Annotated in this window: 20 protein-coding genes; 7 read left to right on the top strand and 13 right to left on the bottom strand. The window is 58.0% G+C overall.

Annotated features, from left to right (window positions below; translation table 11 throughout):
• Positions 1-147: 147 nt before the first annotated feature.
• Positions 148-624, top strand: coding sequence for a hypothetical protein (locus JMF94_RS11790; protein WP_240825297.1), 477 nt, complete (start codon positions 148-150; stop codon positions 622-624).
• Between the two features lie 251 nt (positions 625-875).
• Here the strand turns inward: JMF94_RS11790 and JMF94_RS11785 are convergent, their stop codons facing one another.
• From JMF94_RS11785 to JMF94_RS11770, 4 genes are all read right to left on the bottom strand, one after another.
• On the bottom strand, positions 876-3,704 hold the full coding sequence (locus JMF94_RS11785) for a diguanylate cyclase (protein ID WP_240825296.1): 2,829 nt from the start codon (positions 3,702-3,704) through the stop codon (positions 876-878).
• Between the two features lie 135 nt (positions 3,705-3,839).
• Positions 3,840-4,745, bottom strand: a complete 906-nt coding sequence (locus tag JMF94_RS11780; RefSeq protein WP_240825295.1) for a DNA polymerase III subunit delta' — start codon at positions 4,743-4,745, stop codon at positions 3,840-3,842.
• A gap of 23 nt (positions 4,746-4,768) precedes the next feature.
• Entirely contained in the window at positions 4,769-6,046 is a 1,278-nt protein-coding gene (locus JMF94_RS11775) for an adenylosuccinate synthase (protein ID WP_240825376.1), read from the bottom strand.
• A gap of 202 nt (positions 6,047-6,248) precedes the next feature.
• Positions 6,249-6,614, bottom strand: coding sequence for a hypothetical protein (locus JMF94_RS11770; RefSeq protein ID WP_240825293.1), 366 nt, complete (start codon positions 6,612-6,614; stop codon positions 6,249-6,251).
• A gap of 467 nt (positions 6,615-7,081) precedes the next feature.
• Between JMF94_RS11770 and JMF94_RS11765 the strand changes: the two genes are divergently transcribed.
• The 3 genes from JMF94_RS11765 (at position 7,082) to JMF94_RS11755 (ending at position 11,483) form a co-directional block, all read left to right on the top strand.
• On the top strand, positions 7,082-8,359 hold the full coding sequence (locus JMF94_RS11765; RefSeq protein WP_240825292.1) for an IMP cyclohydrolase: 1,278 nt from the start codon (positions 7,082-7,084) through the stop codon (positions 8,357-8,359).
• 265 nt (positions 8,360-8,624) lie between these two features.
• Positions 8,625-10,271 (top strand): cobyrinate a,c-diamide synthase, encoded by a 1,647-nt coding sequence (locus JMF94_RS11760; RefSeq protein WP_240825375.1) that lies wholly within the window; start codon positions 8,625-8,627, stop codon positions 10,269-10,271.
• Positions 10,272-10,289: 18 nt separating this feature from the next.
• On the top strand, positions 10,290-11,483 hold the full coding sequence (locus tag JMF94_RS11755) for a glycosyltransferase family 2 protein (RefSeq protein ID WP_240825291.1): 1,194 nt from the start codon (positions 10,290-10,292) through the stop codon (positions 11,481-11,483).
• Positions 11,484-11,568: 85 nt separating this feature from the next.
• Here the strand turns inward: JMF94_RS11755 and JMF94_RS11750 are convergent, their stop codons facing one another.
• From JMF94_RS11750 to JMF94_RS11710, 9 genes are all read right to left on the bottom strand, one after another.
• Positions 11,569-12,147, bottom strand: coding sequence for a nitroreductase family protein (locus JMF94_RS11750; RefSeq protein WP_240825290.1), 579 nt, complete (start codon positions 12,145-12,147; stop codon positions 11,569-11,571).
• Between the two features lie 57 nt (positions 12,148-12,204).
• Positions 12,205-12,990, bottom strand: a complete 786-nt coding sequence (locus JMF94_RS11745; protein ID WP_240825374.1) for an adenosylcobinamide-GDP ribazoletransferase — start codon at positions 12,988-12,990, stop codon at positions 12,205-12,207.
• A gap of 21 nt (positions 12,991-13,011) precedes the next feature.
• Entirely contained in the window at positions 13,012-13,653 is a 642-nt protein-coding gene (locus JMF94_RS11740) for a redox-sensing transcriptional repressor Rex (protein ID WP_022658857.1), read from the bottom strand.
• 428 nt (positions 13,654-14,081) lie between these two features.
• Positions 14,082-14,315, bottom strand: coding sequence for a hypothetical protein (locus JMF94_RS11735; RefSeq protein WP_240825289.1), 234 nt, complete (start codon positions 14,313-14,315; stop codon positions 14,082-14,084).
• 12 nt (positions 14,316-14,327) lie between these two features.
• Positions 14,328-14,651 carry an ATP synthase F0 subunit C gene (atpE, locus tag JMF94_RS11730; protein WP_022658856.1) on the bottom strand — a complete coding sequence of 108 codons (324 nt, stop codon included), beginning with the start codon at positions 14,649-14,651 and terminating at the stop codon, positions 14,328-14,330.
• 126 nt (positions 14,652-14,777) lie between these two features.
• Positions 14,778-15,482, bottom strand: a complete 705-nt coding sequence (atpB, locus tag JMF94_RS11725; protein WP_022658855.1) for a F0F1 ATP synthase subunit A — start codon at positions 15,480-15,482, stop codon at positions 14,778-14,780.
• Positions 15,483-15,625: 143 nt separating this feature from the next.
• A complete protein-coding gene (locus tag JMF94_RS11720) occupies positions 15,626-16,048 on the bottom strand; it encodes a hypothetical protein (RefSeq protein ID WP_240825288.1) in 423 nt (140 codons plus the stop codon).
• The gene (locus tag JMF94_RS11715; protein WP_240825287.1) at positions 16,032-16,424 is read right to left on the bottom strand and encodes an AtpZ/AtpI family protein; all 393 of its coding nucleotides are present in this window, start codon (positions 16,422-16,424) and stop codon (positions 16,032-16,034) included. Before JMF94_RS11715 ends, JMF94_RS11720 begins: the two co-directional genes overlap by 17 nt.
• Positions 16,425-16,591: 167 nt before the next feature.
• A complete protein-coding gene (locus tag JMF94_RS11710; RefSeq protein WP_240825285.1) occupies positions 16,592-18,226 on the bottom strand; it encodes a TRAM domain-containing protein in 1,635 nt (544 codons plus the stop codon).
• Positions 18,227-18,464: 238 nt separating this feature from the next.
• On the opposite strand from JMF94_RS11710, the gene rplU reads away from it, so the two are divergent.
• The 3 genes from rplU to obgE all read left to right on the top strand — a co-directional run bounded on the left by rplU (position 18,465) and on the right by obgE (position 20,531).
• On the top strand, positions 18,465-18,773 hold the full coding sequence (gene rplU, locus JMF94_RS11705) for a 50S ribosomal protein L21 (protein ID WP_192112630.1): 309 nt from the start codon (positions 18,465-18,467) through the stop codon (positions 18,771-18,773).
• A gap of 132 nt (positions 18,774-18,905) precedes the next feature.
• Positions 18,906-19,175 carry a 50S ribosomal protein L27 gene (gene rpmA, locus JMF94_RS11700; protein WP_192112631.1) on the top strand — a complete coding sequence of 90 codons (270 nt, stop codon included), beginning with the start codon at positions 18,906-18,908 and terminating at the stop codon, positions 19,173-19,175.
• 255 nt (positions 19,176-19,430) lie between these two features.
• Positions 19,431-20,531, top strand: coding sequence for a GTPase ObgE (obgE, locus tag JMF94_RS11695; protein ID WP_240825284.1), 1,101 nt, complete (start codon positions 19,431-19,433; stop codon positions 20,529-20,531).
• Position 20,532: the final 1 nt, after the last annotated feature.

Raw genomic sequence — 20,532 nt, 5'->3', positions numbered from 1 at the left:
CGCATGAAAAAATACCTGCTTCACCTTTTTCTAAAGATTATATAGAATGAATCAAGGTCAAGAACAAATCAGTTTCCTGCGGGCCTTCCGGTGGCCTTGCCCCGGCATTCGCTGACAGCGGGTATATTCTGAAATTGAGGGATAGGCATGAAAAAAATTTTTGGCGTTTTTACCCTGATATGCATTCTGGCGCTCACGGGCGCGGCCTTTGCGGCTACCCCACAGGCTGGCAAACCCGTACAGGACAAGCCAGAAAAAACCGTTGACCGCGTGACCACGGTCAGCGTGTCGCTGGAAGGCACAGACAGCATTGGCGCGCGCCTCGGCACCAAGCTCAAGGAGCGCTTCAACCAGAGCAGCCTGTTCACCCTCAATGATGATGAAGAAAAAGACATTCCCAAGCTCTACGTCATGGTGAGCACTCAGCCTGAATTTGCCGGTCGCCCCGCTGTGGGGTCCGTGTATTCGGTATGCTGGGTGTTCAAGCAGGGCCGTGGTTACCTTGGCTATCTGCTGGCCCGGGATCTTGGCACGGCGAGCGTGGAAGACGTGGACGGTCTGGTGGACAAACTGGTGGAACGTACTGACGGCATAGCCGCCAAGTACAGCAGTCTGTGGAAGTAACAAAAGTCCATGCTTGGAGCTTGCAGCAACATGCTGACGAGTGTTGAGAATGGTGAATTTTATCGGCTGACCTGACGGCTCGAACCAGAGCCGGGAGTGTAGGCTGAATCGAACAAGCTTCCTTCCAACCCCGCGCGCGCCGAAATTTGTGGCGCAAATAGAAAGGCTTCCCACGTGGCGGGAAGCCTTTCTATTTTATGGTGAAAAAAGATGCAGCCCAAAAGTCCATTGCAGAAATTATATCGTCAGCCTTAGCTGCTTTGCTTGGACGTGTCCGTTTCGTCAGTCCAGGCTTCTGCGGTTTCATCATAAAAGCGGTAGCAGTTCTTGCCAGCCTGTTTTGCCAGATACTGCGCATTGTCCGCGCGGTGCAAGGCTACGTCGTATGACGCTTCGGTGCCGTCAAAGAGATAGATGCCTATGCTGGTGGTGATCTCTACACTCTGTCCATCATGCTCAATAAATTTGTGCAGTTCTAAAAGCAGGGCCTCGGCCCGCTCCTTAAGTGCCGCGCGTGTGATGTCCCTGACAAAAACGCAGAATTCATCGCCCCCAAAACGGCCCACAGCATCAGCGTTGCGAAAGATGCGTTTGAGGGCATCGCTGGCTTCAAGCAGGGCGGCATCGCCCCTGACATGCCCAAAGGTGTCGTTGATCAGCTTGAAATTATCCAGGTCAAGGAACAGGAGCGCATCAGTTCTTTCTTGCTGCGGTTTTGCAGGCATGGCTGCGCAGATTTTGTCGCGGAAGGCGGTCTTGTTCAGCAGGTCAGTCAAACTGTCGCGCTGGGTGCGGCGCTCAAGCTCGGCGCGGCGCCTCACTTCTTCATCAATATCAACAATTTTACCCACAAGGCGCAAGGGGGCGTCTTGTTTGCTGATGCGTGTGGCCTGCACGCGGCACCAGATGTAGCGCCCCTCGGCAGTGGGGATGCGCATGACTGCAAAAGCGGTGGGGTTGCCGCTGCGGATGCGCCGCCGCAGTTCGTTGAGGGCGGGCAGGTCTTCAGGATGGATGATATGCCTGTTGGTTGGGCGGCCGGTTTCGTTAAAGAGGGGCGTGGCCTCCCTGCCGAATTTCAGCAAAAAGTTGGGCGAACAGCGGAACTGGCGTTTTTCTGTATCCACATCGAAAAAAATGTCCTGCGACTGCTCAAGCAGAATCCGGTAGCGCTCCTTTTCCTGCTCAAGTTCTTCCTGCATGCGTTTTTGCTCGGTGATGTCCACCACTACGCAATCAATGGAGCGGTGAGACTTCTCATCGCCGGAAAATGTGCCGCGCAACAGCAGGGGCAGCCATTGACCATCCTTGTGGCGAAGCCTCAGTTCCATGGTGTTTGTCACAGGGCCGCTTTTTTTGTCTGCAAGCATGTCCATCAGTTTTTTTGTGTCGTCAGCGTGCAACAGATCAATAAACGCGGTAGTCTGCGGTTTGTCGGCCTCGTAGCCGAGCAACTGCCAGAATCCGTTGTTGGCATCAAGAATCTGTAATGGAAGCTGTGTAGATATGCTGATGACGCCGCCGTTGATGTTGTCGGCGATGTGGGCAAGGCGCTGCTCGCTGGCGATCTGGTTGGACAGGCTTTTGCGGCGAAGGTGCAGGGCGTAGGCAACAAGAGCCGAAACAAAGAGCATCAGCTCGGCTACAACCATCAGCAGCGAGCGGTTTTCATACACAATATCCGCCAGTGTCGGCGGAGTCGCTGCCGCTGCGATATTGCTGGAAATAATCTGGGTTCGGCTCTTTTCGTCAATGGTCAGCAAGAGGTTGTTCAAAATGCCCAGCAACATATCGGGCAACCCCGGCCGGATGGTCAGGCGCGCTTCTTCAATATCGCTGTAGCTGGTGACAGGATTGAATTCGCTGAAACGCGGAGAACTCGTAAGGTTGTTGAGCACCATGGAGTTGCCCAGAACAGCGTTGGCTTCGCGGCGGCCCGTGGCTGTCAGGCACGCTTCCTCATCAGAAAAAAGCTTGATTACCGCATTGGGAAACATGCGGGAGGCATACTCTGTCGCATTATAGACATTCGCGGGTACAGCCAGTGTGAATAATGACTGTTGCTCCAGTTTGACATCTGGCTTGGCGTATAGATACAGGCTGCTGCGCGTCAGCGGCGCGGTCAGGCGAAAATCCTTGTGCGATTGAAGGGCTGAAGAGGTAAACGAACCAAAGGCCATATCCAGCTTGTTCTGGGTATAGGCATCGGTAAAATTTGCGGGGCGTACAGCATAAGGCTCAAAAGTAACCTGCAAACCGCTGCGCGCCGCTGCATCCCGCAGGATATCGGGGAGGATGCCACGTGCGTTTCCGGTCATAGGATCCTGCCACGAATAGGGTTTGCGGTCAGGATCATAGCCCACGCGCAGGGGCGGCTGCTGGGCAATGTAGGTCAGCTCCGCCCGTGAAAGCGGCGTCTGAAACATGCGCGGAAGGTACGTGCGGCCCAGGCGATACTCCAGATCGGGCTGCTCCATCTTGAGCTGCACCATCGCCTGCTCAAGTTCCTGTATAAGTTTTGGGTTTTTGTGCGAACCTATGTAGAAAAAAGGCGTGAGCTTGCACTTTGCCAGAATTTTTTCGTCATTCCGCAACGAGAGTACAGTTTCAAGAATGGCGTCCACCTGGCCGGAGTGCATGGCTTCCCGCAGTTCTTCCCTGCCGGGGTACTCCACAATGGTGGGCATTGTGCCGCCGCGCTGCCTGATAAAGTCGGTAAAGTCCTTAAGCCATATGGGATTGCCCAGGCTCCCCACGCGTAATTGCGCGAGGCTTTCCAGATCATCGTAAATAACCGGTGAATCAGTGGGGGCCAGAATGGCCGTATAGGAAGTGCCGCCAGCGTATGCGCAGTAGAGATACTGCCGGGCGCGTTCAGCCGAATACCGGGCGGGCGTGCAGATGTCGACCTCGCCATTGTCCAGAGCGGCCAGACAGGCGGCCCAGTCTTTTTCAACAACGTAAACTATGTTCCATCCCGTATAGCGGGAGAGCTGGGTCAGATAGTCGGGAATGTACCCCACAACCTGCCCATCTTCTACGCGGTTGAACTGCGAAATGGGGGGGAGCGCCACACGCACGGTGCGCTGCTGATCAGCTAAAGCTGGATGAACAGTGATCTGCAACGGGCACAATAAGGCAAAGCAGAACAGGAGCGTAAGAAGGAAAAAATGCCTGTTGCCCATATGCCTTAACCCAGTGGCGCAGAACGCCTGTTACGATTGACCCGCCATACGCCGCAAGGCAAAAAGCCGGGCCGCCAGCGCCTCAAGAATTCTGGCCGGAGTAACGCCGTAGTTCAGGGCATCCTGAGCTTCAGCAAACCATTGGCAGGCTACCGCGCGGGCCTTGCCGCGCAGGCCAGCCAGAGCCGTATCCAGCGGGCGCGCCGGGTCTTGCCTGTCTGACAGTATCCTGCTCATGGCCTTTTGGCAGCACAGCAGCAAACGGGTTGCCCCTGCTGCGTCGATGGCTCCCTTGGCAGCAACACGGTCAAAAAAACCTTGCCCCTGAACAAGAAATTGCGCAAGGGCGTCTTCCCAGGGGCGCATGTCTTCATCATCGGCGCGGCTGTCAGGCCACGGCAGCGTGAGGCAGAATGAGCGGGAAACCAGGGTGGGCAAGAGCTGTTCGCGCTGGGGCGCAAGCAGCACGAAGACAGTGGTGCTTGAGGGTTCTTCCAGGGCCTTGAGCAGGGCGTTGGAAGCTTCGTCGCGGGTGAGGCTGAGCCCCATAAGTATAACAACCCTGCGTCCCTGTCCGTGCGGAGCATCCCGCAGGCGAACCTTGAGTTCGCGCACGCGTTCCATGTTGAACGCACGGACAGGGCCAGGGTTTTCTTCATCTTCACGGTTGCTTATGCGACCGTCATATGCTGCCAGATCCAGATGCTCGCCAGCGGCAATCTGCATGCACACGGGGCAAGTCAGACAGGGCGCGCCCGAGGTTTCCGCCTGCGGGCAGTTGACGCGTGCCGCCCAGTAACGAGCCGTATCAAGGCGCTGGGCCCCGCTGCCGCCCTCAAGGAGCAATACCTGCGGCGGAGTCGCACCCAGATTGTCGAGTACGCTCTTCAGCCGGTCAAAGGCGGCATCAGTTATGGCGGGCAGCAGGGTGTTCATGACCTGTAAGGCCGCTCCGCCTCCTAGCGCACGATGGTCTGACGGCGGTCAGCGCCCACCGAAACCAGCGAAACCTTGACGCCCGTCAGCTCTTCAATGCGGGCAATGTAGGCGCGCACAGTGGCGGGCAGCTCTTCATAGCTGGCGCACTGGGTGATGTCTTCTTCAAAGCCGGGCATTTCTTCGTAGATGGGCGTTACGTCGCCAAGGGAGCATTCTTCCTGCGGCAGATAGCTCAGGCGTTTGCCCTTGTATTCGTAGGCAACGCAGATTTTCAGCACCGGCAGGTTCTGCAACACGTCAAGCTTGGTCAGGGCAATATCCGTAAGCCCGTTCAGGCGAACGCTTTCGCGCAGCACCACGGCATCAAGCCAGCCGCAACGGCGGGGACGGCCCGTGGTGGCGCCGAATTCATGACCCTGCGTGCGCAGGTAGCTGCCAGTGTCGTCCAGCAGTTCAGTGGGGAAGGGGCCGGAACCCACGCGCGTGGTGTAGGCCTTGACGATGCCCACAATGCGGTTCAGGGCCGAGGGCGCAATGCCGCAGCCAGCCGAGGCATTGCCCGCCACCGTATTGGACGAGGTCACAAAGGGGTATGTGCCGTGGTCGATATCAAGGTGGATGCCCTGAGCACCTTCAAAAAGGATATCGCCGCCTTCGGCCTGCACTTCCTGCATGCGTCCTTCCACCTCGGTGAGGTAGGGAACAAGGCGGGGCGCAAGAGCCAGCAGCTCTTCACTCACGGTATTTTCATCGAGAGGTTCAAATTTGTAGAGGTCTCGCAGCAGAACGTTTTTTTCCTGCAGGGCGTGGGCCACCTTGGCGCGAACAAGGTCAGGGTCGGTCAGATCGCCTGCGCGCAGGCCCACCCGGGCGGCCTTGTCTTCGTAGCAGGGACCGATGCCCCGGCCAGTGGTGCCGATCTTGTGTCCGGCGCGTTTGGCTTCACGGGCCTGATCCAGGCTTTTGTGATACGGCATGATCAGATGGGTCTTCTTGCTGATGCCAAGACGCGCGGGCGAAACGTCAATGCCCCTGGCGGCAAGGTGATCCACTTCTTCCAGGAACACATGCGGGTCGAGCACAACGCCATTGCCAATGAGGCAAATTTTGTTTTCGTGCAGTATGCCGGAAGGGATCAGGTGGAGAATGGTTTCTTCGCCCTGCACCTTGATGGTGTGCCCTGCGTTGTTGCCGCCCTGAAAGCGGACGATAACGCGGCTCTGGGCGCTCAGCATATCAACAATTTTGCCCTTGCCCTCGTCGCCCCACTGAGCGCCGATGATGACCGTATTCGCCATGGTGTTACCTGCCTGCAATGCCGCCGCGCAACGGCGGGTGATGTAAGGCGCGTTCATACGCCGGACGCGACAGATCAACCGAAGGGAGTCTACCCTACGGCCCCACTGCCGCTAAAGCGGGACGCAAAGCCTTTGATGGTACGTATCCCGTATGCAACTGCAAGTCAAATGGCCATCCAGAGCCATCTAACCTGCATGCGCGTTAGTTTTCGGGCTTGGGGTCAGTCTGTTCCCTATCGCTCGATCTGGAGGGCTTAAACTCAAGCACTCTGCACTTGCTGGCCGCCGGAGCGGCCTCCGGCCCTTCTAGCTCAAATTCCGGCATGGGATTGACCGCGCCTTCAGGCTCCTTGCCAAGCGGCTGCGCCTGCCTGGCCCAGTGGTAGTTGAAAAGCTGGTTTTTCCAGCGTTTGGCCTGAATCAGCGAAAATACGAGCGTAGCTTCCTCCCACCTCTTGGTGGGTTCAAACCGACTGGCCGTCGTAGCATACTTGCTCCACAACGACATAAGCGAGGCTTCGTCAATGGCGTCCAGTTGCTGGGCCAGCCTGACAAGCAGCTTTTCCATATTACCTCCCATGTAACGTGCTACTGTAGAGTGCGCATGAAATTTCGTCAACGCGGGCGAGGGCCGGGCAGGTTTGCTGTCAGGCGGTGTCAGGCTGCGGCTGCGGCGGGTCGAGTACCATAAGAGTACACTCCCCTTACAGCCATGCGCCTTCCTTGCCTGACAACAAACGTGCTCCGGCCCTGTCATTGTAATCCGGGCAGGTTTGCCGCCAAACTGTGGCAGGTGGCGTCAGGCTGCGGCTGCCGCAGGTCGAGCACCATAAGAGTACACTAAGAGTACACCCCCCTTGCACCCGTGCGCCTTCCTTGTCTGATGGAATTTTTGCCCCCTTGCAGTACGAACTTTGCCGCAAAGCAACCTCCAGGCCGCCCCAACCGCCGCCAGCAGCGAATCGGGGCTGGTTGTCCGGCGTGTTTTGTGGTATGCGAAGGCCTCACTTGATCGGCGAACATCTGGAGGCAAGCATGTCGGATCTCAAGTCCATGTACAGCACCGTCCACAAGGACGCTTTCCCTGACACCATGACCATCATTCTGGGCGATGAAAAACTCGTCTACCAAAAGCGCACCTGGACGCTGGACAACGAGGAAAAGGGCCTGCGCTACGGCGAAAATCCCGACCAGCCCGCAGCCCTCTACGCGCTTAAGGAAGGCTCCATTACGTGCGGCGGTCTGAACTGGCGCGGCCCCGGTAACGGCATTGTTTCCGCGCTTACCGAAAGCCAGATGATTCAGGCCGGCAAACACCCCGGCAAGACCAACCTCACGGACGTGGACAACGGGGCCAATATTTTGCAGTACCTCACCGAGCGCCCTGCGGCGGTGATTCTGAAGCACAACAATCCCAGCGGCGCGGCCTGGAGCAATGACGGCATTGCTGCGGCTCTTGAAAAGGCCTTCTGGTGCGACCGCATCGCCGCCTTTGGCGGGGCCGTGGTTGTTAACCGCCCCTTTACCCGTGAAGCTGCGGAAATTGTCGCCGCCAACTATTTTGAAGTGGTTGCTGCTCCCGCTTTTGAAGATGGCGTGGTGGATATCCTCAAGGGCCGCAAAAATCTGCGCATCATGGAACTGCCCGGCCTTGGGCGGCTTGAAGAACTGACCAGCTCGGCCTTTCTTGACATCAAGAGCCTCGCTGACGGCGGTATTATTGTGCAGAAGTCCTTTGTGAACCGCATTCTTGAAGCCAAGGACTTTTTGCCCGCCACCGCCACCACCAAGGAAGGTGTTTCTGTGGCCGCCCGCGCTCCCAGCAAGCAGGAACTGGACGACCTGCGTTTTGCCTGGGCTGTGGAAGCCGGGGTTACGTCCAATTCCGTCATTTTTGTGCGCGACGGGGCCACCCTTGCCATCGGCACGGGCGAACAGGATCGCGTGGGCTGCGTGGAACTCGCCATCCACAAGGCGCATACCAAGTATGCGGATACGCTTGCCTTCCGCGAACTTGGCCTGTCGCTTTACGAACTCAAGGAAAAAGCCGCCACTGATGCTGCTATGGCCGCCAAGCTTGCGGATATTCAAAGCCGCACCGAAGCCTCCCACGGCGGGTTGGCCGGGTCTGCCCTTGTTTCGGACGGGTTCTTCCCCTTCCGCGACGGGGTGGACGTGGCTGTGGCCCAGGGCGTTGCGGCCATTGCCCAGCCTGGCGGCTCCATGCGCGATGCCGAAGTGATAATGGCCTGCAACGAAGCCAAGCCGCAGGTTGCCATGGTGTTTACTGGGCAGCGCTCCTTCAAACACTAGGGCAGCGAGCAGGCGGTGCTCCAAACTGCGCTGTGATGAATGGCTTTTGTCCCTGATTCTGTCTGGTGCGCGGCCCGGTCTGGTCAACGTGTATTTTCGCGTTCCGGTCGGGCCGCAAGCCTTTGAGACCAAGAACTGCGCCATATCTGTGCAAACAGATGGGCGCAATACCATTGAGAGCACTGCTCCACAGGGCCGCCGCATGCAGCACTCCTTGCCACAATCCGACCTCTTTCGCACCGTCTGCGGTTCAGCGGCTGTATCCATGCCCCGGCTGTGTGTATCGGCTCTTTCTGGCGGCGGCGGCAAAACACTGCTCTCTCTGGGGCTCACGCGCGCCTTTGCCGCGCAGGGGCATACGGTCAAGCCCTTCAAAAAAGGGCCGGACTACATTGACGCCGCGTGGCTGACCATGGCCGCCGGAAGGCCCGCCACCAATCTTGATCCCTATATGCTCCAGCCGGAACGTCTCAAGGCTCTGTTTGCGCACGCCATGCGCAAAACACAGGCGCAAAGCGGCGCAGCAGAAGTGCTCGGCATGATTGAAGGCAACCGGGGGCTTTTTGACGGCATGGACGTGGCTGGCTCATGTTCCACAGCGGAGCTGGCGCGTATGCTTGGCTGCCCCATCATCCTCAGCATCAACTGCACAAAGATGACGCGCACGGCAGCGGCACTGGTGCATGGCATGACAACCTTTGAGCCGGGGCTGCAGTTTGCGGGCGTGGTGCTCAATCAGGTGGGCACGGCACGACACGAGGCCCTGCTGCGCAAGGTTATTGAGGAATATACGGATGTGGCAGTGCTTGGGGCTTTGCCGCGCCTGAAAGACAACCCGCTGCCCGAGCGCCACATGGGCATTGCCTCCTGCGGCGATGAACTTTCGCCCGAGGCCCGCGCAGTGCTCGACAAGCTTGGCACTTTTCTGGCCGAGCACATCAATCTTGATGTCCTGATAACTGCTGCCCGCGCTGCGGCCATAGCCGATCCCTGGCCTGAGCAGGCGGAGCCGTTTTGGACTGCCAATGGAGCGACAGAAGCGGTGACAGGTACGGCGGCGGAATATTTCAGTTCAGTGGAAGCGCCAAAGGAAGCGCCGCTCAGGGATGCCTCCACTCCGGCTGAAAACTCGGACGGTACGATGCCCGATGCGCAGGCTGTCAAATCAGCCCGTCCGCCGCGCATAGCCTATGTGCGCGACAGCGCCTTGTGGTTTTATTATGAGGAAAATCTTGAGGCCCTGGAGCGTGCTGGTGCGGAACTGGTGCGGCTCGAGATCGTGGGGCCGCATTCCGGCGTCTGGCCCGTACTGCGCGGCGATAAACCGCAGCAAGCCGAGATCGGAACCATTGACGGTCTCTATCTGGGCGGGGGCTTCCCTGAAGATTGCGCGGCTGACCTCAGCGCTTCGCCCCACCTGCGCACCCTGGCCGCATGGGCTGGGGCAGGCCTGCCAATCTACGCCGAATGCGGTGGCTTTATGCTGTTGTCTCAGGGCATAGAACGCGAGGGCGTGCTCTGGCCCATGAGCAATATCTTCCCCGTTATTGCCCAGTTTTGCGGCAAACCGCAGGGCCTCGGCTACGTACACGGAACAGTGGTGGAAGAAAATCCATTTTTCCCCAAAGGGCTGGAAATTCTGGGGCACGAATTTCATTATTCGCGCTGCTGCTGGCAGGGCGCTGCGCCCAGGCACGGCCTGCGTCTGCGCAAAGGGCAGGGCATGGGACGTGAGGCTGAGCCGGACGGGCAGGAAAAAGGCGAAACTGCCAAGCTGACCAGCGCGCCCGCTTTGGACGGGCTGTTGCGGCAGAATGTCTGGGCTTCGTACACGCATATTTTTGCCCCGGCAGTTCCCTGCTGGGCCCCCAATTTCGTGGCGGCTGCCGCCCGTTTTGCTCAGGGGCGCTGATGCCCGGAGGGTGCTGAAATGTCGGAAGCAAGCCGTGTTTCTGTGGTCATTCCGGTCTGGAACCTCTGGGACATGACAGAGCCTTGCCTGCGTTCACTGGCCGAGCATTCCGCAGGCGAGAGCATGGAAGTGGTGGTTGTGGACAACCACTCCACAGACGCCACGGCTTCTGAACTTGAACCATTGGGCGAGGCTCTGTTTGGTGCGGCATTCAAGGCTGTGCGGATGGCTGAAAATGTGGGTTTCGCTAGAGGCTGCAATGCCGGGGCTCAGGCGGCGGGTGGCGATCTGCTGTTTTTTCTCAACAACGACACCACGCTCACTCCAGGCTGGCTGCCGCCCTTGCGCGCGGTCATGGCTGATCCCCGGATTGGCGCGGTAGGGCCGTTGTTGCTGTATCCTGACGGCACCGTGCAGCACTGCGGCATTTATGTGAATCCCTTCAATGCGGTGGGGCACCTCTACGAGCACCTGCCCGGCAGTTTTGCCGCAGCTCGTAAACCCCATCCCTTGCAGGCCATCACCGGCGCGGCCATCATGCTGCGCAAGACGCAGTTTGAAGCCTGCGGCGGCTTTTATGAAGGGTTTCGCAACGGATTTGAGGACATTGACCTCTGCTTTGCCCTGCGTGCGCAGGGGCTGAAACTGCGGGTAGAGAGCCGCAGCATCATTTACCATCATACAAGCCGCACGCCTGGCCGCTTTGCCCATGACAGAGAAAATTGTACCCTGCTCATGCAGCGTAAAGGGGGGGCAGTGCGCCCCGATGAACACGTGCTGGCAAAACTGGATGGATACGACCTGTGTATTGGTGAAAACCTCGATACCTGGATGGTGCTGCCCGAGGAAAAGCAGCAGCGCATAGGTGCGGAGTTCTGCGGCAAGCCCTTTAACAGCGAAGCCTGCAAGGCTTTGTTGCGTGTCGAACCTCTTTGGCTTGAGGGCTGGCTCTTGCTGGCAGGGCATCAGGAACAGGCGGGCGATCTTGCTGCCGCAACTGGTACGCTTATGGACTGCCTGCGGCTCATGCCCGACCCCAGGGTGTGCAAGGCGCTGGCCCAGCTTGATCCTCAGGCCGTATTCGAGGGCGGCACGTGCGACCCTGCAACGGCAAAGGCCCGAGTGCAGCAGGCGCGCCGTGCGGCTTATGCCAACGGCGATACTGCTCTTGCACAGTTGCTCGGCCAGTGGCTTGTGCAGCATGCTGGCTGAACAGGGCACGCTCTAAAAATATAAAAAATCGCGGTAGAGGCAAGCTCTCCCGCGATTTTTTGTCATCTATCCTGGCAATAATGACCTAGAATCGTGCAACGATCAGGTCTTCAAGGCTCCGCTTCGGCACATAATGGACGCCTTCGGCATCGCGCCAGTAGGCAGTTGCTCCACCCTCGGGCATGGGGGCCACAACGCGCTTTTCCTTGGCAACGCCAAGGCCCAGCACCAGAGCGATTTTCATGTCTTCCTGTACGTTCAGCAGGGAGGGAGCGGCCTGATGATCAAAGGACTGGATCATGCAGCAACCCCAGTCTCGGCTGGTGGCGGCAAGCTGGATGGTCTGGGCCGCAATGCCCACATCCATGCAGGTCAGTTCCTTGCCGGTCTTGGGCATAAGAATGACCACAAAAGCTGTAGGGCGATCACCGGGGTGCGGGCCGCCCCAGTCTTTCAGCGCGCCTGCCCAACGGGTGAGAGCGAACAGCTTCTGGCAGGTTTCGCCGTTGCCCACAAGCATGAAGCGCAGTTCCTGCCCGTTTTTGGCGCAGGGGGCGAGGCGTGCGCAGTCCACAAGCCATTCCAGGTCGGCCATGCCAAGCGGCTGGTCTTCATAAAAGCGGCGGCAGGTGCGGGCTGCTTCCGCAAGCGCTTTAAAATCCATAGCTGACTCCTTGGTTTTTCGGGGTAAACCCGGTCGTTTACGTCAGTCAGACGCAGCTTACACTGTTACCAACAGGAACCACAACTGGCTCCACTGGATACACGCGCCAAGAAAATCTCCTGAAACTCCGCCGTGTTCCCGTGTTGTGTCGATCAAACTGTGGATCAGCAGAAATTGTCCAAAGGCCAGCAGGGGCAAGCGCCAGAATGGGCAATTGCCCAACAGCAGAACCAGTACAAGCATGCCTGTTGCCAGCACGACTTGCCAGCGGGCCAGTTGTGGGCTTGACCCAGCGCATGCCAGACCGCCGAGAGAGCGTTCATCATGCGGCACTGTATATGCCGCCAGCCAGATGCAGGCTGCCCGGCCCCAGGCCGGCGCGAGCAGAGGAGCAATCCACTGGCCGTTGGCAAGCTGCCATGTGAGGGCCAGCCATAAACCGCTGAAGGCCACAAGAAGATGCAGCGCTCCAAAAGCTCCTAGGCGGCTATCCCGCAGCACAGCCCAGAAGCGCTCGCCGCTGGCTCCGCTGCTCGTGGCATCGCCAAGGTCTGATAATCCGTCCCAGTGCAGGCCTCGCGTTGCCCATATTTCGCAAAGCATCCAGGCCCAGGCGGCAAGGGCGGCGACAAGACAGCGGCCCGCAAAGCCCGTGTCTGGTGCTTCAAATAGCCCAAGGCAAAGAAAGGCGGCTGCCGTGCAAAGTGCGCCGAGCACCAGACCCACCGGTGCAAAAAATGGCATGGCCGCGCTGAGTGAATCTGCTGTGCAGCAGGGGCGGGGCGGTACAAGGCGGGTCAAAAAAGCCAGGGCGTCATGAAAGCGCCCTGGCCAGGATGTCACAGAAGTGAGTGCCACGTTTGATTACCGCGTCTGGGGATGGTTGAACGCCAGCGCATAGAGATGGTGGAAAAAGTCCACGTACTCCACGTTGATTCGGTCTGGTACCTTGATGCGCGAGGGGGCAAAGTTCAGAATGGAGGTAATGCCTGCGTCCATCAAGTGCTGTGCTGCCCTTTGCGCCCGTTCCGGCGGAGTGGTGATGATACCGATCTCAATGTTCAGATCAGTCACCATGTCCTTGAGATCGCGTGTGCAATGCACTTCAAGACCGTGGACAATTTCGCCGATTTTAAAGGGGTCGCAGTCAAAAATGCCCACAATGTTGAATCCACGGGAGCGAAATTCTCCGTGGTTCAGGATGGCCTTGCCGAGGTTGCCGACGCCGATCAGCGCCATGCGCCATTCGCGGTCAACACCCAGGGATGAGGTAATGGCGGCAATGAGCGATTTGACATGATAGCCAACGCCACGGATGCCGAATTCCCCGAAGTAAGCAAGGTCTTTGCGCACCTGCGAGCCGTTGACGCCGCAAGCTTCTGCAAGGGGGTTTGATGAAATGACTTCGACACTGTCACGTGCGAAATTTTCCAGCACCTGAACATATGTGGCAAGGCGCTGGATAGTCGCGCGGGGGATGTGTTTGCTTTTGGGTGGGTTGACCATGATGTACCTTCTGGGATGCCAAGCGTGTCTTGTTGTTACAAACTTTGTGAATTTGATTTTATAGCAGAAATACACACAGGCGCAAGCTTTGTGAATACATGGCGCGCATGGCAGGCAACTTCGCTAAATAGCAGGGAATGAAGAATATTATGCCTGCAAAGTTCAGCTGGAATCAAGGGCGGTGAAACGTTGCCTTGGCTTTTTCCTGCTGACTTTTTTGATAAAATTTATTTCACCACTTAGCAAGTTGCAGCTAACACAGCGGCGAACGTTCGCCATCTGTTATTTCAGTATGTTATGCGCAAAAGACGATGTAGGACATAATCAATACCATAAAAGTTAACAAAGGTTAAGCCTCTTATATTGCTTGCTGAATGCTGACTAGGTGAAAGGTATTTGCTGCACTGTAGTTGAAGGCCGTACTCTATTTAACAATCTTGTTCATGTGGATGAGCGTGCTCAGCAATGCTTGATTTTTTTTGCCAGAAGCGCGGTACGGGCAACACTTTATCGTCGCTATCTTTGCTGTTGTTGACAGGTGGGTAGTGAAATTTTGTTGCATGAGGTCTTGCTTGTAGCACACCTGCAACTTCTGACGCTGGCATGTACACGTGCGTGACAAATAAAAAAGGCGGCCCAAGGCCGCCTTTTTTATTTGTCAATGTGATCCGGACTTACGCGTAGGGGTTGGCGTACAGCAGAATGAAGCTGATAACCAGGGCGTAAATGGCCAGCGATTCGATGAAGGCGAAGGCCAGAATCATGGTACCGGTGATCTTGCCGCTCACGTCAGGGTTGCGGGCAACGCCTTCGCAGGCGCCCTTCAGACCAAGACCCATGCCGATGCCGCAACCGAAAGCGGCAATGCCGATGCCAAGGGCGGCGGCCAGGCAGGTGTAGCCCAGAGCCGAGGCGTCGAGCTGGTTGGCAGCAAAAGCCATGGTGGCCATGCCGAGAAGGGCCACGGTGTTCAGGGCGATCATCAGAAACTTACGCATGAGACACTCCTTGCACTGTTGTATTGTTGGGTCGTTATCGACCATTCCCCACTATGTGTCGTGTGTAACGTCCCGCAATTTGCCGATGTTTATTCGGCGGGCCGCAGGCAGCCCGTGGCCATCGGCCTAATGCTCGGGAGCTTCAAGCGCGCCCTTGATGTAGAACATGGTCAGCATGAAGAACACGAAAGCCTGCATGGTCTTGCCCAAAAGGAAGAGAGCGTAGATGGGCAGGGTGCCGAGTATGGGAGCCATTACGAAGAACAGCACCATAACGATTTCTTCACCGCGGATGTTGCCGAAAAGACGGAGAGAAAGCGAAACCGGGCGCGAAAGGTGCGAAACCACTTCAAGAGGAAACATGAGCGGAATGAGCACCTTGGAGGGGCCGGTAAAGTGGTGGATGTAGTGCGCCTTCCAGCGGATCAGACCTACGGCGTTGTAGAACACAAGCACAAACACCGCCATGCACACGGTGGTGTTGAGGTTGGCTGTAGGAGCGTCAAAGCCGGGCACAAGACCCATGAGGTTCATGCCGAAGATGTAGATGAACATGCCAGCCAGGAGGCCAACGAACTTGCGTCCATGCTCACCCATGGTGGCTAGGATGAAGTTCTCGATGGTATCCACCAAGGCTTCAAAAAAGTTTTGCAAACCTCCGGGAACCATGGTCAGCCGACGGCGCATGATCAACGCTACGGTGAACAGAATGGCCATACAGACCCAGGAGTAGAACACATGTTTGAATTCCACCATCGTTCCACCGATGGCGATCTCGTCCATGCCCATAAATGTGGAGAGCAATACCGGATGCGGCAAACCACCTGCCATGAGCCATGCCTCCTGGTGAGTACGCGCCAAAGCGCGGCGTTAATGTTAGACCCGTGCGGGCCATTCCCCAAAATTTGCGGCCTTGGGCCTTTGCCCTGCCGTGCTGCGGCTGATTGCCCCGGTCAGGCAGTCAGGCCCTTGGTTTAGTCTGCCCGGCGTCGCGGTCCACGCGCTGCCATGGCATAACTTGCCAGAGCGCAAGCTCCGGCTGCGGCCATGCCGCCTACTATGGCGAAAACAGGGGCTTGATAGACAATCAGCGAAACATAGAGAAGCGCGCCGATTATAACCATCCGGCCCATCCAGCGCACCAGTACTATGCGCAAAAAGGCCGTGCTGTAATCCCCAAGGCCTTTGCGCAGAAAAAAGCGCGCCAATCCCCAAAAAGTCCAGGCCATGATGGTCAGGCCCACTCCAAACCAGAAAAACCAGGGTGTGACCGTAAAGGCCAGCCCGCCGATCAAAAGACTGCACACGGCGAGCAAAATTTCGTTACGCAGCAAAACACGGATGGCCGGGTGATCTATGCCGCGCCGCCAAAGCCAGGCGTCAAGGCTGTGTATCATCTGTTTCAGTCTGCGCACGGCTGTTTGTTTTGCCTTGCCCCGTTGGGGGCGTTTCGTTTTGCTGTTCCGGCACAAGGCCTTTCCGGCGGGCGTCCTGCGCCGCCATTTTGCGCAGCAGAGCCTGAGTGTCGCGATACACGTTCAAAAAACCCGCCGCAATGCCGATGAACAGAAAAACCAGCTTGCCCCAGGGGCTGGTGCCAAGCCAGTGGTCAATGCCATAACCTATGGCAAAACCCACTGCGGGGCCACTTACCAGATGCAGACCGATGACCCCTGTGTTGGCCATGGCTTCCATACCGGTTTGCTGTTGCTTAAGAAAATCCTTGAACGACATAAGGCCTCCGCGCACGTGGCTGGAACCTGTAAGCGTCATGGTCCCCTTAACGCTGTTCAAATTATCACAGGCGACCCGACGCGTCAATGACTTTGGGCGGAAACTTGTGATTACGCTGCATTCCTTAGAGGCCACAGGCGCGGAAAACTGGCTGTTGATACCAAAAATCGGCTCTTGCAAATATGCAAAAAATGTCTGCCAACTGCTCAGTCGAGTCTGCGCCAGAGGCTCAGGCACTCAAGGTGCGGCGTGTGGGGAAAAAGATCAACGGCTTCAAGCCGCTCCAGGGAATATTTGTGGCGTAGCTGTGCGGCGTCTCGTGCAAGCGTAGCAGGGTTGCATGATATATAAAGGATTCTGTCTGGCGCGATCTGCATGAGCGCATCCAGCGCACGCGGCGAAAGCCCGGCCCTGGGCGGATCTGCGAGAGCGTCTGTTGCCTGCGGAATGCGGGCTGACTCGTCAAAACCGGCTGCCAGCCAGCGGCTTGCAGGTTCCAGAGGCGCAAGGTGCTCAAGGCGGTACGCCGCATCCCCTGCCTCATACTGGCAGTAATTGATGTCATTGGCCCGGGCATTTATGGCGGCAAGCTTCACGGCCCGGCTGTCCTGCTCCAGACCCAGCAGGGCGGAATAGTTGCGCGCCAGCAACAGGCCCGGAGCGCCAACGCCGCAATAAAGATCGAGCAGACCTCTGGGGCGGGCGTCCTGATGACTCTCCGCCGGGCTGTCAGCCAAAAGAATGCGCTGTGCCGCCTGCGCAAGCGCCTGCGCCCCGCCGGTATTCACCTGAAAGAATGAAGCCGCATCAAGGGTAAAGCTCATGCCAGCGAGGGGCAGAAACAACCGTGCGGCCGAGGGATTTTCCCGGCCAGTATCGTCCAGAGTCTGCACACGTTTTTCGCCAAAAGCAAAGGCATCGGCGGTGGCGCGTTCTTCATGGATAAAGGCCGCCAACTGGGGGAATGCCGCCAGAACCTCCCTGGCGAGCATTCTCACGGCAGCGCGCTGCGGGGCGTCGCCAGGGCTTGTGATGCACAAGGCCCACCAGCGTGGTGTACGCATGTCCGCTGCAAGGCCGCGCCGCAGCACAAAAAAACGCCAGAAGCCATTGTCTGCGATATCGTGAACCGGGACCGCATGGTCGCGCGGGGCGCGCCGAGCAAAGCCGCCACGGCGCCCCTGCTTTTGCTGGCTGTGCGTGGGGCGAATGGGGGGGCATTGCCTGGAATCGGGCGCTGCGTAGGCGGCAAAGCCGCTTTCAGTCGCCAGCTTGCCCACCAGACTTACTATTTGCAGCGCCTCGGGCGGCATGAGGGCGCAGTGGGGCACGGCCACAACATCGCGGCCATTGCGGCGGCGCAGGCCAAGTTTCAGATCGGCCTTGTTGTTCGTGTCGTGCCCGAAGGCGAATTCCATTTTATTGCGAAACCGCGTCAGTGCGGGGGAGCCTGTGGCGGGCGGGAACATTGCTTCAATCAGATCCCGGTCAAACTTGCCAATGCGCGTGAGGGCGTCCACCGCCAGAGTGCGCTTCCAGTATAGCTGTTGGTCATAGGGCATGGTTTGCAGCGGGCAGCCGCCGCACTCGGCATGGTGGGGGCAGATGGGATCAATGGCGTCCGGCGACTGGCTGAGCAGGGTCGCAGCGTTGGCTTCTATAAAGGAAGGCTTGCGCCGCAGCACTCGTGCGTTCACCCGCTGGCCTGGCAAGGCATTTGCCACAAATACAACAGTGCCCTTGCTGGATCGGTCGTCCTCTGGGGCAAGGCGTGCAATGCCGCGCCCATCGTGCGAAAGGGCGGTGATGTCAAGCGTGAGGTGTGTGGGGGCTGTGTTCATGCGGCTCAGAGATAGCAGCAGGCTTGTGGCTGCGCAAGAGCCGCAGCATGAAGGAAGAGGGCAGACGGCGCGTGGCTGGGTGCAGAAAGGCATTGCTCCCCGCTATGGAGTTGTGTATTCTCGCCACTCGCGCAAGTCGCGGACTGTTGTAGCGAGTTTTGCAAAAAAATTCTGCAAAACGCGCTTGACATTTGTCGGCCTGTGGGGCAAATATGCCTTTCTCTTTTTGGAGGTTGATATGTACGCGATTATCGAGACCGGCGGAAAACAGTACCGCGTCGAAGAAGGTTCTAAAGTAGTTGTGGAAAAGCTTGCGGTTCAGGCCGGAAGCGAAATTTCCCTGGACAAGGTGCTGATGGTCGGCGGCGCTGAATGCAAAGTCGGCGCTCCCTATCTTGCCGGGGCCGCCGTTATGGCGGAAGTGGTGGATCACGGGCGCGGACCCAAGATCAAGGTGTTCAAGCGCTGGCGTCGCAATGACTCGCGCAAGCTGCGCGGTCACCGCCAGGATTACACCACCATTCGCGTTAAGAGCATCAACGCCTAGAACCCGGCTTTAGCTGAGGTTCGGCAGGCCGCGGGCATGGTCTGCCAATAGCTCTGTACTTGTGCAGGGCGCGTTGAAAGATATTTATTTTGCCCCGCCGGTCCACAGGGTCGGCGCCCCAGGGAGGCTACCATGGCACATAAGAAAGCAGGCGGCTCTTCGCGCAACGGTCGCGACAGTGAAGGCCAACGCCGCGGCGTAAAGCGTTTTGGCGGTCAGAGCGTTCTGGCTGGCAATATTCTGGTGCGTCAGCTCGGCACTACCGTTTACCCCGGTGTGAACGTGGGCATGGGCAGGGATTTTACCCTGTTCGCCAAAGTGGCCGGCGTTGTGCGCTTTGAGAAGTATATCCGCAAACGTCGCGTTCACACGCGCGTGCATGTGGAGGCGGCCGCCGACTAAGCGGCCGCGTGGAATTTGCCGATGAGGGAAGGGGCCGCGAGGCTTCTTCCCTCTCGGTGTTTGTGCTGGGGTATGTGTGGCGCAAGGCCACAGACCGAAAAGCAGGCAGCGTAGGGCAAGCAGGTGTTTGCCGCATGGCGCTGACCTGCATTGCTGCAAAATTTGCGCGGTTTTTCGGAACGGCAGCCCCTTATACATTACGGCGAGCGCCAGCATTGCAGGCGCAGCCGCGCGGACTGACCGCAAGGATATCCCATGCGATTTGTAGATGAAGCTCGAATTCAGGTGCGCGCCGGTAAGGGCGGGCACGGTTGTTTGTCTTTTCGGCGCGAAAAATTTGTGCCGCGCGGCGGCCCGGACGGCGGCAACGGTGGTGACGGCGGTTCTGTGCTGCTGAAAGCCGATGGCCGTTTGCTGTCTTTGTACGATTTTCGCCTCAAGCGCCTTTATGAGGCCCGCAATGGTCGCCCCGGCGAGGGCAGCCAGTGCGACGGCAAAAAAGGTGAAGACATGGTGCTGCACCTGCCGGTGGGCACGCTTGTTTTTGTTGAAGGCCCGGATGGTGAAGAGCTGTTGGCCGACCTCAGCGATCCTGAAGCGGAAGTGATGGTTGCGCGCGGAGGACGCGGTGGCAAGGGCAACGAACATTTCAAGTCTTCCACCATGCGCGCCCCGCGTTTTTGCCAGCCCGGCGAACCAGGCGAAGAAAAAAATCTGCGCCTTGAACTGAAGATTCTGGCCGATGCCGGTCTGTTGGGCTTGCCCAATGCGGGCAAATCCACCTTTATTTCGCAGGTTTCGGCGGCGCGTCCCAAGATCGCGGCCTATCCCTTCACCACGCTCACGCCCAACCTCGGCGTGATGATTGACGAAGTGGATCCCGACAGGCGCATGGTCATTGCCGACATCCCCGGCCTCATTGAAGGCGCGCACGAAGGCCAGGGCCTTGGACTGCGTTTTCTCAAGCATGTGGAGCGCACACGTTTTCTTGTGCATATTCTCAGCGTGGAGGATGTGGGCGAGGATGATCCCTGGGCGGGCTTTAACCTCATCAATGAAGAACTGCGCCGCTTTGACGAAGAATTGGGCGAGAGGCAGCAGATCGAGGTGGTCAACAAGATCGACCTCATCAGCCCTGAACGCCTGGAAGAACTGAAAAGCAGAGCCAAGGCCGATGGCCGCAATATCTTCTTTATTTCCGCGAGGGACAATATCGACGTTGAGCCCTTGGTGGAAGAGCTTTGGCGCATGCGTGACGAAACCGCCAGCCACGCGCCTATTCTGCATTTTGCCGATACAGACGGCGATGAGGAAGAGGACTTCCCCGAAATTGAAGTGATCTATACCCGCGAGTAGC

This window comes from Desulfovibrio sp. UIB00, assembly GCF_022508225.1.
Taxonomy (GTDB): Bacteria; Desulfobacterota; Desulfovibrionia; order Desulfovibrionales; family Desulfovibrionaceae; genus Desulfovibrio.
The sequence above is the reverse complement of the archived record's forward strand: the minus strand, read 5'-3'. Positions and strand labels throughout refer to the sequence as shown.

What these genes read in the sequence shown, in the direction of transcription:
- JMF94_RS11790 (WP_240825297.1), top strand. Translation starts at nt 148, where the DNA reads ATGAAAAAAATTTTTGGCGTTTTTACCCTGATATGCATTCTGGCGCTC.
- JMF94_RS11780 (WP_240825295.1), bottom strand. Translation starts at nt 4,745, where the DNA reads ATGAACACCCTGCTGCCCGCCATAACTGATGCCGCCTTTGACCGGCTG.
- JMF94_RS11775 (WP_240825376.1), bottom strand. Translation starts at nt 6,046, where the DNA reads ATGGCGAATACGGTCATCATCGGCGCTCAGTGGGGCGACGAGGGCAAG.
- JMF94_RS11770 (WP_240825293.1), bottom strand. Translation starts at nt 6,614, where the DNA reads ATGGAAAAGCTGCTTGTCAGGCTGGCCCAGCAACTGGACGCCATTGAC.
- JMF94_RS11765 (WP_240825292.1), top strand. Translation starts at nt 7,082, where the DNA reads ATGTCGGATCTCAAGTCCATGTACAGCACCGTCCACAAGGACGCTTTC.
- JMF94_RS11760 (WP_240825375.1), top strand. Translation starts at nt 8,625, where the DNA reads ATGCCCCGGCTGTGTGTATCGGCTCTTTCTGGCGGCGGCGGCAAAACA.
- JMF94_RS11755 (WP_240825291.1), top strand. Translation starts at nt 10,290, where the DNA reads ATGTCGGAAGCAAGCCGTGTTTCTGTGGTCATTCCGGTCTGGAACCTC.
- JMF94_RS11750 (WP_240825290.1), bottom strand. Translation starts at nt 12,147, where the DNA reads ATGGATTTTAAAGCGCTTGCGGAAGCAGCCCGCACCTGCCGCCGCTTT.
- JMF94_RS11740 (WP_022658857.1), bottom strand. Translation starts at nt 13,653, where the DNA reads ATGGTCAACCCACCCAAAAGCAAACACATCCCCCGCGCGACTATCCAG.
- atpE (WP_022658856.1), bottom strand. Translation starts at nt 14,651, where the DNA reads ATGCGTAAGTTTCTGATGATCGCCCTGAACACCGTGGCCCTTCTCGGC.
- atpB (WP_022658855.1), bottom strand. Translation starts at nt 15,482, where the DNA reads ATGGCAGGTGGTTTGCCGCATCCGGTATTGCTCTCCACATTTATGGGC.
- JMF94_RS11720 (WP_240825288.1), bottom strand. Translation starts at nt 16,048, where the DNA reads ATGATACACAGCCTTGACGCCTGGCTTTGGCGGCGCGGCATAGATCAC.
- JMF94_RS11715 (WP_240825287.1), bottom strand. Translation starts at nt 16,424, where the DNA reads ATGACGCTTACAGGTTCCAGCCACGTGCGCGGAGGCCTTATGTCGTTC.
- JMF94_RS11710 (WP_240825285.1), bottom strand. Translation starts at nt 18,226, where the DNA reads ATGAACACAGCCCCCACACACCTCACGCTTGACATCACCGCCCTTTCG.
- rplU (WP_192112630.1), top strand. Translation starts at nt 18,465, where the DNA reads ATGTACGCGATTATCGAGACCGGCGGAAAACAGTACCGCGTCGAAGAA.
- rpmA (WP_192112631.1), top strand. Translation starts at nt 18,906, where the DNA reads ATGGCACATAAGAAAGCAGGCGGCTCTTCGCGCAACGGTCGCGACAGT.
- obgE (WP_240825284.1), top strand. Translation starts at nt 19,431, where the DNA reads ATGCGATTTGTAGATGAAGCTCGAATTCAGGTGCGCGCCGGTAAGGGC.